11 protein-coding genes and 1 riboswitch are annotated in these 12,753 nt (G+C 39.8%); of the genes, 3 read left to right on the top strand and 8 right to left on the bottom strand.

Annotation, left to right across the window (positions count from 1 at the left end; all coding sequences use genetic code 11):
- Positions 1-66: 66 nt before the first annotated feature.
- On the top strand, positions 67-330 hold the full coding sequence (locus B1NLA3E_RS23790; protein WP_083935067.1) for a hypothetical protein: 264 nt from the start codon (positions 67-69) through the stop codon (positions 328-330).
- A 493-nt stretch (positions 331-823) separates the two neighbouring features.
- Here the strand turns inward: B1NLA3E_RS23790 and B1NLA3E_RS08720 are convergent, their stop codons facing one another.
- The 8 genes from B1NLA3E_RS08720 to ppc form a co-directional block, all read right to left on the bottom strand.
- Positions 824-1,273 carry a flavin reductase family protein gene (locus tag B1NLA3E_RS08720; RefSeq protein ID WP_015593475.1) on the bottom strand — a complete coding sequence of 150 codons (450 nt, stop codon included), beginning with the start codon at positions 1,271-1,273 and terminating at the stop codon, positions 824-826.
- A gap of 152 nt (positions 1,274-1,425) precedes the next feature.
- Positions 1,426-2,445, bottom strand: a complete 1,020-nt coding sequence (locus B1NLA3E_RS08715) for an ABC transporter substrate-binding protein (protein WP_015593474.1) — start codon at positions 2,443-2,445, stop codon at positions 1,426-1,428.
- Positions 2,442-3,194, bottom strand: coding sequence for an ABC transporter permease (locus tag B1NLA3E_RS08710; protein ID WP_015593473.1), 753 nt, complete (start codon positions 3,192-3,194; stop codon positions 2,442-2,444). Before B1NLA3E_RS08710 ends, B1NLA3E_RS08715 begins: the two co-directional genes overlap by 4 nt.
- The gene (locus tag B1NLA3E_RS08705) at positions 3,191-3,961 is read right to left on the bottom strand and encodes an ABC transporter ATP-binding protein (protein WP_015593472.1); all 771 of its coding nucleotides are present in this window, start codon (positions 3,959-3,961) and stop codon (positions 3,191-3,193) included. The genes B1NLA3E_RS08710 and B1NLA3E_RS08705 overlap by 4 nt, the downstream gene beginning before the upstream one ends.
- Positions 3,954-4,628 (bottom strand): thiaminase II, encoded by a 675-nt coding sequence (tenA, locus tag B1NLA3E_RS08700; protein ID WP_015593471.1) that lies wholly within the window; start codon positions 4,626-4,628, stop codon positions 3,954-3,956. The genes B1NLA3E_RS08705 and tenA overlap by 8 nt, the downstream gene beginning before the upstream one ends.
- Positions 4,618-5,907 carry an acetylornithine deacetylase gene (locus tag B1NLA3E_RS08695; RefSeq protein ID WP_015593470.1) on the bottom strand — a complete coding sequence of 430 codons (1,290 nt, stop codon included), beginning with the start codon at positions 5,905-5,907 and terminating at the stop codon, positions 4,618-4,620. The genes tenA and B1NLA3E_RS08695 overlap by 11 nt, the downstream gene beginning before the upstream one ends.
- 225 nt (positions 5,908-6,132) lie before the next feature.
- The gene (gene thiW / locus B1NLA3E_RS08690; protein ID WP_015593469.1) at positions 6,133-6,651 is read right to left on the bottom strand and encodes an energy coupling factor transporter S component ThiW; all 519 of its coding nucleotides are present in this window, start codon (positions 6,649-6,651) and stop codon (positions 6,133-6,135) included.
- Positions 6,652-6,750: 99 nt separating this feature from the next.
- A riboswitch (TPP riboswitch) is annotated at positions 6,751-6,862 on the bottom strand.
- 108 nt (positions 6,863-6,970) lie between these two features.
- Positions 6,971-9,733, bottom strand: coding sequence for a phosphoenolpyruvate carboxylase (gene ppc, locus B1NLA3E_RS08685; RefSeq protein WP_015593468.1), 2,763 nt, complete (start codon positions 9,731-9,733; stop codon positions 6,971-6,973).
- A gap of 136 nt (positions 9,734-9,869) precedes the next feature.
- Here ppc and B1NLA3E_RS08680 point away from each other — a divergent pair, with 136 nt between their 5' ends.
- Positions 9,870-11,525, top strand: coding sequence for a spore germination protein (locus tag B1NLA3E_RS08680; RefSeq protein WP_015593467.1), 1,656 nt, complete (start codon positions 9,870-9,872; stop codon positions 11,523-11,525).
- 24 nt (positions 11,526-11,549) lie between these two features.
- Positions 11,550-12,749, top strand: a complete 1,200-nt coding sequence (locus B1NLA3E_RS08675; RefSeq protein ID WP_015593466.1) for a Ger(x)C family spore germination protein — start codon at positions 11,550-11,552, stop codon at positions 12,747-12,749.
- Positions 12,750-12,753: the final 4 nt, after the last annotated feature.

Below are 12,753 nucleotides of genomic sequence, written 5' to 3'. Positions count from 1 at the left end.
TATTAACAAAAAAATTTCTTCCTTCCTAACAATTAAATCCAAGAAGCAGTAATCGGAGGTGTTAATGTGGCTAAAAAAGAGGAATATAGCAATTTTTCAAATGTCGAAAAGCAAAAGAACTTTTTAACTGCTGAAGAATTCCCAGAAGGACCTTATGGATCACCAGTAGGCCAAGATGAACCTGTTGAAAACAAAAATACACCGTGGCAAGAAGGTCAGCAATTTTACAGCAACTTCACTTACGAAAACCGAAACTTGCACCAAGACCTGCCAAGACAGTATCCTGGTGCACACCCCACCCATTCAGAAAAGAATAAAAACGAAGAGTAATACGAGTTTTCGATTTCATTTTTCCTCCTATTTCAATCACTCCGCCAACTCTCTGGAGTGACCGGGGGAGCTCTCTTTTTTCCTTTTTGGTCACTCCAATTCTCTGGAGTGACCGAAGTAGCTCTCTTTTTTCTTTTTTGGTCACTCCAATTCTCTGGAGTGACCGAAGTAGCTCTCTTTTTTTCTTTTTGGTCACTCCAATCCTCTGGAGTGACCGAAGTAGCTCTCTTTTCCCCTTTTTGGTCACTCCAATTCTCTGGAGTGACCGAAGAAGCTCTCTTTTTTTCTTTTTGGTCACTCCAATCCTCTGGAGTGACCGAAGAAGCTCTCTTTTTCCCTTTTTGGTCACTCCAATTCTTTGGAGTGACCGAAGAAGCTCTCTTTTTCTTTTTTTGGTCACCCCGTTGCTTCTCTTCCCTCCAAAAAAAAAGAGACTATTGCTTAATCATCGCAAAAGTCTCGATACCTTACTACCAGTAATCCTCCCTAACATTCATCGATATTGCCCATTAAAGAAAAGCAGTGGTTCATGTTCTTCAAGATGAATGTCTATCACCTTGCCAATAAAAAGAGTGTGATCACCTTCGATATGCTCATTCACAACTTCACAAGTTATTTGTGCCAAAGCCCCTGGTAACACAGGAAAACCGTTTAAAGTATTAAAGGTTACCTCTCTTTTATCTCTCATTTGTCCAGCAAAGATCATCGATAATTCTTTCTGATCTTCAAACAAAATATTCACTGCGTACTTCTTGCTCATTTTAATTTTTTCAAGCATATGAGCTCTCTCACCAATTGAAATAGCAACCAACCTTGGATTAAGCGAGACAGACATGAACGCATTTACGGTCATGCCAAACACAGCTCCATCCACTTCTGTCGTAATAACCGTCACTCCTGTTGCAAATTTCCCCATTGCCGTTCTGAACATTCGATCATCCATCGTATAACTTCCCCCTAGTTGTGTTCCCTAGTGGATGAATATGCAGAAAATAAACTTTCTATACTTACCATTTGAATATATGAAATAAAATAATAGAACAAAAAGCAGTCTCCTATTATTATCAAGGAAACTGCTTTTGTTTTTTTCTAGTATTAATTATTGATGTTTACAAACATATCATCAACTGCAGGTGATTTCTTGATAAGACCAGATTTTTTAAGCCAATTAGCGGTTTCCTGCCATGACTTTTCCGTTTGACTGCCAAAACCTGCCTCCGACTCCATTTTTGGTAATAAGACCTTGATACTTTCTTTCTCTACCTTTTCGTCAAGCGGATAATTTGCTTCATCCTGATTTTTAAGCAAGATCTGCAGAGCTTCATCAGGGTTATTCTTCATAAATTCATACCCTTTTGTTGCAGCACGCCAGAAAGCTTTAATGGAATCCTGATCTTTTTTCCAAGTCTGATCACCTGTAACCGCCACTAATTCATAATAGTTCGGAACACCGTAATCAGTTGGGTTAAAATAACGAACATTATACCCTTTGTCTTTTAAAACCGGCACTTCATGATTAATATAGGCACCGATTACTGCATCTGATTTTTTGCTAGCAACTGAAGACACTAAATCAAAGCCGACATCAACTAGTTTCACTTTACTTGAATCCCCGCCATCTTTTTCAACCATTGTCTTCAATAGCGCCTCATTTAACGGAATCCCTGGATATCCAACCGTTTTTCCTTCCAAGTCCTTTGGTGATTTAATTGGCTGCTCATCTAAAAAGACAACATGATTAAGCGGAGAACGGACGATAGCTCCAATCGATTTAACTGGCACATTTTCATTGGCACGAGCCATGATCACATCAGGTTGATAATAAAACCCAACGTCAATTTTACCAGCTGCAGCTAGATTAAGAGGATCAGTGGGATTGGCTGGATACTTGATATGAACATTGACCCCTTCCTCTTTAAAATAACCCTTTTCTTGTGCAACATATAAAAAACTATGTACGGCATTAGGATACCAATCTAACATCACATTAACATCAGCCAACTTCTTTTCCTTATTATTTCCTTTTTCTTCCGCTCCATTTTGTTTTGTTGCTCCACAAGCTGCCATCATAAGTACCAACATTAAGCAAACGCTTGATGCGATCCATTTTTTCATTGTGATTTCCTCCATTTAAATGCTCTTTTTTCAAATACACTTACTAGTAAAAATAAAACAATTCCAAGACCTGAGAGAAGGACGATTGGAGCAAACACTCCCGCTCCATCAAACTGTGTCATCATCCTTCTGCTAAAATAACCTAAACCTGCTTGCGCCCCTAGCCATTCCCCAATTGCTGCTCCAATGACACTTAATGGAAAGGCTACTTTCAAACCTGAATAAAAGAATGGTAGGGCAGACGGAACATCTAATTTTAGAAAGAGATCCTTTTTCTTCGCTCCCATCGTCAGCATTAATTCTTTTAAATCTCTACTGCTTGAACGCAAACCATCAAACGTATTCACCGTAATCGGGAAAAAGGTAATTAAAATTGTCACGACTACCTTGCTCCAAATCGAATATCCAAACCACAAGACGAAAATCGGTGCAAGGGCGATAGTCGGGATCGTTTGGGACACGATAATGATTGGATAAAGTGCTCTTTCTGCTATTTTGCTAGAATGCATCCAAACCGCCAGCCCCACACCCAATATGATCGAGATGGCAAGTCCGATTAAAATAATCAAAAAAGTGGCAGGAAGATGCTTTAAGAATAAGGTCTCTTTCAACTCCCACAGCTTAAGTGTAATACCCGTCGGTGCCGGTATGATAAATGGCATATTAACCCAACGCGCACCGACCTCCCAAATGGTTAATAAACACAGCACCAGCATGGATGATGGAAAATAATCCTTCCACTTCTTCATCGTTCCACCTTCATTCGAAGCTGATCAATTAAATGTTCTTTTAGAATCATCACTTCTGGGTTATTAAGGTCCCTCATTACCCTTGGCCGCCTTAACGGAACCTTCACCTCTTGTAGCTTGGTAACAGGATTATTAGTAAAAACAAAGATTCGGTCTGACAAAAATAAGGCTTCGTCGACATCATGAGTGACAAACAAAACCGTTTTTTTCCGTTTCTCCCATTGCATGAGCAACCATTCCTGCATCGATAGTCGAGTGATTGCATCAAGAGCGCTGAACGGTTCGTCTAACAGTAAGACATTGGACCCACTTAAAATCGTTCGTAAGAAGGAAACTCTCTGTTTCATTCCTCCTGATAAATCACTAGGGTATTGGTGCTCGACTCCCCTTAACCCGAATTCTTCCAAAAGCTCGAGCACTTTCTGATGGGCCACTTCTTTTTTCATACCTTTTAACTCAAGTGGCAAAGCGGCATTCTCGATAATTGTTCTCCATGGCATAAGTAAGTCCTGCTGTGGCATGTACCCAACATGACCTAGTCGCGATTCATGGGCTGTTCCATTAATCAATATTTCACCATTACTTGGTTGTTCAAGACCGGTAATTAATCGAAACAGAGTACTTTTCCCAGAGCCACTTGGTCCAATAATACTAACAAATTCCCGTTCAAACACTTGAAGGTTAAATTCCTTCAAAATAGAAGCTGCCGCCCCCTTGTTTTTATAAAAAAATGAAACATTTTCGAACTCAACCGTTACTTTACTCATCTGTCGGCCACATTTCTTCATTTAAAGCCATATCCCAAAACATATATTCATAACGAGTGGTGTTAAGAAATATTTCTTCTAATTTCTGTAGTTCAGCTTCATGCTTTCCTAAGGTCAGCTCATTGAACAAATCAATACACCACTGGGCAAGCTCTCCAAATTCTTCTGAACCGTACATTTTAATCCATTCCCCATATAAATCGTGGTCGGTCGCGCCTGGCATCAAACTTAATTCTTTCCCGATCTCCCAATAACTCCACATACACGGTAGCAAAGCAGAAACAAGCTCAGCAAGAGTCCCGTTTTGCGCGATGTGAAGCATATAATGTGTATAGGCTAAAGTGATTGGGGAAGGCTTTGCTCGTTCAAGTTCTTCCTGACTGATTTGAAATTTTTCAGCATATTTTCTGTGTAAAGACATTTCTTCGTTTAGGGTTGAATCTAGTAATCTAGCAAATTTCCCCATTGTTTCGATGTCCGTTGCCTTTACAGCTCCTAAGGCAAATAATTTTGCATAATCGATTAAGTATAGATAGTCTTGTATCATATAAAATCGAAATTTCTTTGGATCAAGCGATCCGGCTCCCATTCCTTGCACGAAGGGATGAGCATGATTTTTCCTCCATATTGGCTGTGTTTTTTCGTAAATCCTCTCACTAAATAGCACCTGATGTCACTCCTTCTGTATGGCACCATTGATATATAAACTTGACCATGACTTTCGTAAATTCTAGTAATTGATCTATAGTAACCTGTTCATTAATAGAATGGGCATTATGCAGATCACCTGGTCCGTAAATGGCGGATGGAATTCCTGTATTTCCAAGCCACCCTCCATCAGTAACTGTCGGTGAAACATCGATAATTGGGCTTCTGTCAGTAACATGTCGATGTGATTGAGAAAGGATCTGAACTCCTGGATGGGTTGGATCAACTTCAAGTGATGGGAAAATTTCACCACGGTCCACAATCATAGACGTTCCACCCCACTCAAACACTGGCAAGTTTTCTCTTAACCATGGATCCCCCTTCGCGACATTGATGATGTGGTCCTCAATCTCCTTGGCAACCTGTTCAAAGCCTTCATTCGGATAATAATGGACGGTAATCCACAGTCGGCATTCGTCCGCAATAAAGGCCGCATGTCTTCCACCCTCAATAACAGCAGGATTAATCGTATTGGTTCCAGGTAAGTAACCCGGATAACTTTTCGTTATTGCCCAATGGCGTTCCAAATCCTGAAGTCCTTGGATTACTTTCACCATTTTTTCAATGGCGCTCGCTGCAAATAATCCACCGCCGGAATGAATCATGTTTCTTCTTGTAGCATCATGATGGGTTTGATTGCTTTTAATCGTAATCCAACCGGTAATGACTCCACCTTGCCCTTGAATATGTAAGTCACTGGTATCGACGACTACGGCAAAATCAGCTGTATAACCACGTTTACAACACTGCAGAGTTCCTGCTTCTCCAACTTCTTCACCGATAACCGACTGAAATAGTAAATTCCCAGGCAACTCAACTCCGAATTCACGAAGCAATTTAATCGCAAATAAAGCCCCAGCAAGTCCTCCCTTCATGTCTGCTGCACCACGACCTATAACAACATCGTCTTTTACTATCGCGGTAAAAGGATCCCCTTCCCATTTTTCATCCTCACTGACTTCTGCCACATCGATATGTCCATTTATTATCAAGCTTTTGTAATGGGCTGAATCCGTCCCTGTAAGCAATCCAACAACATTGGGATCATTAGGATAAAGATCCCACATATCAATTTCAAATCCTAATTCCTTTAAATAGTCAGCCACAAACATTTGGGCATCCTTTGTATTTCTGGCTGGAGGTGCTGGTGTTTTAAAGGAAATTAATTTCTCCAATAAACCAATTAACTCATCGCTCCGCTCTTCGACCTGTTCAATGATTGTTTGAAGATCATTCACCTTTACATCTCCTTTTATTAAAGGCTCTGTTAATCTAGAATGTTGATTTCCGTTCCAGGCGCTTCGCGAACCTTAGGGGCGGGCGGTGAGCCTCCTCGGCGCTAAAGCGCCTGCGGGGTCTTACCTGTCCCGCTACTCCCGCAGGAGTCTCACGCCTTCCACTCCAATCAACATTTCGCAAAAAATCAACATTAAGCTTTAACACAGCCTTATTAAAATAAATTTCTAGTTTTTCAACTCAGTGTTTGCAGCATTAATAACTTTCGCTGTTGCCGGATTTCTCAAGAAAATTTTCAAAAGGGTATACCCGATCAAAGCCCCAGCGATTGAGCTAAAAATAAACGCGGGGATAAAGCCAAACAGACTGGCCTCTTTTCCGAGTAAAAGGGTCGCAACCGGATAGCAGACCATTGCCCCAATGATACCTGTACCGATCACTTCACCAACAAAAGCCATCACTATCTTGTTTGTCTTTTTAAATAAAAACGCTGCCAAAAATGCCCCTATCATACTTCCCGGAAAAGCAAAAATAGACCCTGTTCCCATTAAGTTTCTTAAAATAGAAACGCATAGTGCTTGAGCTACAGCGTAATATGGGCCTAGTAAAACCGCGGACAAAACATTCATAAAATGTTGGATTGGAAACACTTTGGTAAAGCCAATCGGGATAAAAAACACATTGCTAGTTAGTGTTCCAATTGCAATCATCATCGCTGTCATTGTTAATTTTTGTGTCTTTCTCAAAAAAAAACCTCCCCATATTGTCACACTGGGAGGTAGAAAAAAGCACTATTTTTGGAGTCAAAAAAAGCAGACTCCAGCAATAGGAATCTGCGCATGTATTCATAATTGGATACACTTCCCTACGCTGGTATTAACCAGATCAAGTAAAAGGGTCAAAGACTTTTGGATCTTTATCTCAGCCGGCCATTACCCGGCACCCCCAGTGTGGAAATATTTAATTAGTTATTACAATAACACAATTTTCACATCTTTCAAGCATTATCTCTTTAGCATCAATATTTTAAAATTCAAGTTTCAAAATACAAAGGGATTTTGGACATCAACCAGTATTCCGTAACCCCGCTGCAATCCCACTTATGGTTAGCAAAACTTCCGTTAACAGCCCCTCATCGATCTCGTCAGCTTTCCTAAGCTCTTTGATCAATTCCACCTGCAAAAAGTTTAACGGGTCCACATACGGATTTCTGCGGTACACGGATTCTTGAATGTTCGGTGTATGATCGAGTAGCTCTTTATCACCTGTTATTCTAAGGAGTATGGCTTTTGTCTTGTTATATTCTTCTACAATATTATTGAAAATGCGTTCTACAATCGTTTTATCTTCAACAAGTGAAGTATATTCTTTAGCGGTGGGAATGTCTGCCTTCATGAGAGCCATTTGCAAATTATCAATCGTCGAGCGAAAAAACGGCCATCCTTCATACATTTGCTGCAGCAACTGAAGATTTGAGCTATCTTTAGCAACAAAACTTTCTAACCCTGTACCTGCTGCATACCAAGCAGGAAATAACTGGCGGCTTTGAGTCCAAGCAAATACCCAAGGAATCGCCCGCAAATCTTCAAATTTACCACCATTTTTGCGACTCATTGGACGCGAACCAATGTTTAGATCCTTTAGCTCGTTTAAAGGAGTGGCTTGTGTAAAATAAGTCAAGAAATCCGGGTCCTCAAACACAAGCGACTGATATTTTCGTAACGAAAAGTCTGATATATCTTCAATCGCTCCAACCCAGCGTTCATCGCGCGAATGCCCTTGCTCCGATTCTTTTGAAATATGAGCCGACGCTAGCAACAAGGTGGATGTTGCCTGTTCTAAACTGCGGTAAGCAATTTCTTCAACCAGATAACGAGAAGACAATACTTCCCCTTGCTCGGTTATTTTCACGCCATCCCCAAGGGTTTCACCTGGCTGAGAAAAAATACTTCTGCTAAGTGGACCACCCCCACGACCTAATGAACCACCGCGGCCATGGAAAAATTTCAACCCTATTTTATACTTTTTCGCCGTTTCATGGATCTCTAATTGTGCTTTATACAGCTTCCAGTTCGCCGTTAAGGTACCGCCGTCTTTACTTCCATCAGAATATCCAAGCATGATTTCCTGCTGATCCCCCATTTTGTGGAGGTGCTCTCGGTAGACTGGCATTTGAAACAATGTTTCCATGATTTTTGGTCCTGCAATTAAATCATCAATCGTTTCAAGTAGTGGGGCTACATTTAAATTACTTTCGGATGTTCCGTCAGCATGGAGGCGATTAATCCCTGCTTCTTTTGCTAAAACCAAAACCTCAAGACAATCACTTACAGATTGAGTCATGCTGATCAAATAAACAGAGATAGAACGTTTTCCAAATTCCCGATGAGCATCTTTAATCATTTTGAAGACGTTGATAATTTCTTGAGTTTCTTTTGAATAATCCTCATCAATGAGTAACAGTGGTCTTGGGTCCATTAAAATGTTTTGTAATGTATCCACTTTCTCTTGTTCATTAAGTTGTTGATAGGCTTCAGTAATCCCAACCTTCTTTAGGATTTCCGCTATCGCCACTTCATGTTCGCCGCTGTGATTTCTTATATCGAGGGTAGCCAAATGGAAGCCGAATAATTGAACTTGTCTGATTAACTTTTGAAGAAGCTTTAATTCATGGCCACTTGGGTAATGCTGATATATGCTGTCGCGAATCATGAATAAATCTTCTAATAATTCCGTATCAGTCTGATAGCCGTTCTCTGAGTTCCCTACTTGTTTAAGACGTTCAATGATGATGGCAAATTTACGGCGATACAACTCGGCTTCAATTGGCCACTTTTTATCATCAGTTAAATACTTGTCTTCTTCTGTTTGCACAGAACGTAGGAGGTCTTCACTAATATTTACTCTTACCGCAGAATGACTAAACCGTTTCATAAGTTCTACGAGTACTTTTTTATATTTTTTCAAGACAAGCCTACGTTGTTTATGTAAAGTTTCCCAAGTTACTTCTGGAGTTACATTCGGATTACCGTCGCGGTCCCCACCAATCCATGAACCAAAGCGAAGAAAATTTGGAATATCCCAGCTATAATTTTGATAATTCTCCTTCAGACTATCCTCAACCTCCTGATGAATATCTGGTAGGACATCAAAAAGGGTTTGATCAAAGTAATACAAGCCGTTTCTCACTTCATCTAATACTGTTGGCTTGTGGTGCCGCAATTCATCTGTTTGCCATAACACCGTCACTTCATTAAATAAGCTTTCTTGAAGCTTTTTCTGTTCCTTTTTGGTAAGGAATGGCGTATCAAGATTGATTAATAGATCAGCGATCCGCTTTTGAATTTCAAGAATCGAACGTTTCGTTGCTTCCGTTGGATGAGCCGTAATGATTAACTCAAGTGATAAAGAATCTAGCACCTTTTGAATCGCATCTGGGGAAACATCGTTTTCTTTAAAAGTAAGAATGGCGCTTTCAATTGAGCCTGGTTGAATACTATTTTCTTCTTGGAGGAGATATTCCCTTCTCCGCCGAATTCGGTGATTTTGTTCAGCAGCATTAATGAGGTGAAAATAAACAGAAAAAGCCCGAATTACTTGTTTGCGCATTGGAGTGTGAAGCTCTGAAATTTCTTTTTTTAGGGCAGCGTATGTTTCTGTTTCGAAGTGATCACGGAGATTTTTACACATCATTCTAATTACTTCAACTTTATTTAAGAGGTCTGTCCCACCATGAAAAACTAAGATTTCGCCAAGTATATTACCAAGATATTTTACATCTCGACGTAAGGCAAGATTGCTGTCATTTAATTTCAATTCTGTTGTCACGGTCTCTTCCTCCTTAATAGAATTATTATGTGAATTTTTTTAAATATTAATATAACACAGATTTTAGGGAATTGAACGATTTTAGAAAAAGAATAAGATGGAAACCTTTTCACAATCGAGGGATTTTTAGCATGAAATGAAAGGTAATGGGGAATTTCTAAATATACATGGTGATGAAAGGAAATTGATGATGAGAACATTCCGAAGGTTGAAGAAACTTAATATACAAAAACAATCTAATCAAAGTTATCAGCAAGAAACCCAGGTTGATAATGGTGAGCAGCTTACAGGATTCTTTGATGAGGATCTTCAAAAGATAAAAGAAACCTTTGTAAAAAGCACTGATGTCATTGTTAGGGAGTTTAAAGTACGGACAGAAAAAAGCATCAAGGCTGTCATCATTTATACAGATGGTTTAGCGGATACAACCGCCATTCAAAATTTTATTTTGGAATCCCTGATGAATGATGCCAGTCATCCTAACCTAAAGAATGAATTACTCCATCATCACTCCCTTTTCGATTGGGTAAAAAATAGTCTCTTAACCATCGGTGACATTAGGGAAGTCAATAATTTTACAGACCTATACACTTCTGTATTGTCTGGAAACACTGTCATTTTATTGGATGGTTACAGTGGAGCGATATCGGCTTCAACTGGCGGATGGGAAGATCGTGGTGTATCAGAAACAGCATCACAAACGGTTGTGCGTGGACCGCGGGAAAGCTTTTCTGAAAATATCCGAACTAACACCGCTTTAATCCGTCGAAAAATCAAAGATTCCAATCTTTTATGTGAACAAAAACAGATTGGTCGGATAACAAAAACCAATATTGCCGTTATGTACATTAAAGGAATCGTAACCGATTCAGTTGTGGAGGAAGTTCACCAACGCTTAGATAGAATTGATATAGACGGGATTTTGGAAAGCGGGTATATTGAAGAATTAATCCAAGACGATACCTTTTCCCCTTTTCCAACCATATCTAATACGGAACGACCGGATGTGGTGGCTGGTAACCTCTTAGAAGGTCGGGTTGCCATTATTGTGGATGGCACCCCTTTTGTCCTTTTAGTTCCTGCCCTGTTTATCCAAAGCTTTCAAGTCGCAGAAGATTATTATCAGCGTGCAGATGTAGCCACTCTGCTTAGAATGCTGAGGATTATTTGTTTTTTAATTGCCTTGGTTGGTCCTTCGTTTTATATAGCTGTTACAACGTACCATCAGGAAATGCTACCGACACCACTGTTAATTAGTTTAGCGGCGCAACGAGAGGGAGTTCCTTTTCCTGCTTTCGTAGAGGCAGTCATGATGGAAATAACATTTGAAATTCTGCGTGAAGCTGGGATTCGAATGCCCCGGGCTGTGGGACAGGCCGTTTCGATTGTAGGAGCACTGGTCCTTGGTCAAGCAGCCGTTGAGGCGGGTATTGTTTCTGCCTCCATGGTTATTGTAGTATCCATTACGGCCATCGCTAATTTTGTGTTTCCTGCTTATAATATGGCCATTGCAGTAAGGATCCTCCGATTCGGCATGATGATGTTTGCCGCTACCTTTGGTCTGTATGGAATTACAATTGCATTATTGGCTCTATTGCTTCATTTGAATAGTCTACGGTCGTTTGGTATTCCATTCATGGCTCCTTTTGGACCTTTTATATTGGAAGATCAAAAGGATACCATTTTTCGGTTCCCTCAATGGGCCTTATTTTCACGCCCGAGGTTAATTAATCAAAATAACGTGAAGCGCGAAAACAATGCACCTCCAACTAAACCAGCACCAAGAAAATAACTTCATTGAAAAAGGATGAACTCAATGAAAAAGGTATTATTATTTTTCTTTATTTTTATTCCTTGCCTGTTCATGACATCTGGATGTTGGAACCGGCGAGAATTAAACGAATTAGCTCTAGTTGTGGCGTTGGCAATCGACAAATCAGGAGATAAATACCAATTATCTGCGCAAGTGGTTGATCCAGGTGAGGTTGCTTCAAAAAAAGGAGGTGGAGGTAGAACTCCAGTTACAACTTATACAGATGCAGGTGATAATATATTTGAAACGATCAGAAGAATGACGACTGAAGCGCCGCGAAAGTTGTATTTTTCTCATCTTCAAATGCTCGTTATCAGTGAGGACATTGCCAAGGAAGGCATAAGTGAATCGTTAGAGATATTTGCTAGGGACCCCGAATTTCGCAAAGATTTTTATATTGTAATAGCTAAGGATACAAAAGGTAAAGATGTTCTTGAAAATCTGACTACTATCGAAAAAATCCCAGCCAATAAAATGCATTCCTCCCTTGAAGCATCCGAAAAATCATGGGCACCAACCGTTGCTGTTCAGTTGGATGAATTATTAGCTGATCTTACCAGTCCAGGAAAACAAGCTGTCCTAACCGGAATCTCTATTAAAGGGAATAAAGCTAAAGGTGAATCAAAGGAAAACGTGGAAAGAATCCAACCTTTTGCTCGTTTACAATATAAAAATATTGCTGTTTTCAAAAAGGATCAAATGATTGGCTGGTTGAACGAAGTAGAAAGTAAGGGTTATAACTATATAACAGATAATGTAAAAAATACTGTCGGTGATATACCGTGTCCGAAAAAAGGAGAGTTAGTTGTAGAAACTGTCCGTTCAAAGTCCAAAGTAACAGGAAAAGTAGTGAACGGGGAACCAAAGATCGATATCCAAATATCAGGAGAATGTAATGTTGGTGAAGTGTACTGTGATGTTGATTTAACAAAACCTGAAACAATAAAACAATTGGAGAAATCTGTTAACAAGGTGAATACAGCCATTCTCACCAAATCGGTAAAAAAGGCAAAAGAATTAGGAGTAGATATTTATGGTTTTGGTGATGTTATTCATCGCGCCAACCCTCAAGCTTGGAAATTATTAGAAAAGGATTGGAGTCAGCATTTTGTAGACATGCCTATTACAATCCATTCAGATTTTAAAATAAGACGGACTGGTGTCACAAATCAATCCTACATTAAAGAAGTAAAAGGGGAATAAATCT

Origin of the sequence: Bacillus sp. 1NLA3E (assembly GCF_000242895.2) — a bacterium.
In the GTDB taxonomy this organism is placed as follows: domain Bacteria; phylum Bacillota; class Bacilli; order Bacillales; family Cytobacillaceae; genus Bacillus_BU.
This window is presented reverse-complemented; position numbering and strand designations above follow the sequence as displayed.

Coding starts and splice junctions, on each gene's coding strand:
- B1NLA3E_RS08720 (WP_015593475.1), bottom strand. CDS start 1,273: ATGGATGATCGAATGTTCAGAACGGCAATGGGGAAATTTGCAACAGGA.
- B1NLA3E_RS08715 (WP_015593474.1), bottom strand. CDS start 2,445: ATGAAAAAATGGATCGCATCAAGCGTTTGCTTAATGTTGGTACTTATG.
- B1NLA3E_RS08710 (WP_015593473.1), bottom strand. CDS start 3,194: ATGAAGAAGTGGAAGGATTATTTTCCATCATCCATGCTGGTGCTGTGT.
- B1NLA3E_RS08705 (WP_015593472.1), bottom strand. CDS start 3,961: ATGAGTAAAGTAACGGTTGAGTTCGAAAATGTTTCATTTTTTTATAAA.
- B1NLA3E_RS08680 (WP_015593467.1), top strand. CDS start 9,870: ATGAAAGGTAATGGGGAATTTCTAAATATACATGGTGATGAAAGGAAA.
- B1NLA3E_RS08675 (WP_015593466.1), top strand. CDS start 11,550: ATGAAAAAGGTATTATTATTTTTCTTTATTTTTATTCCTTGCCTGTTC.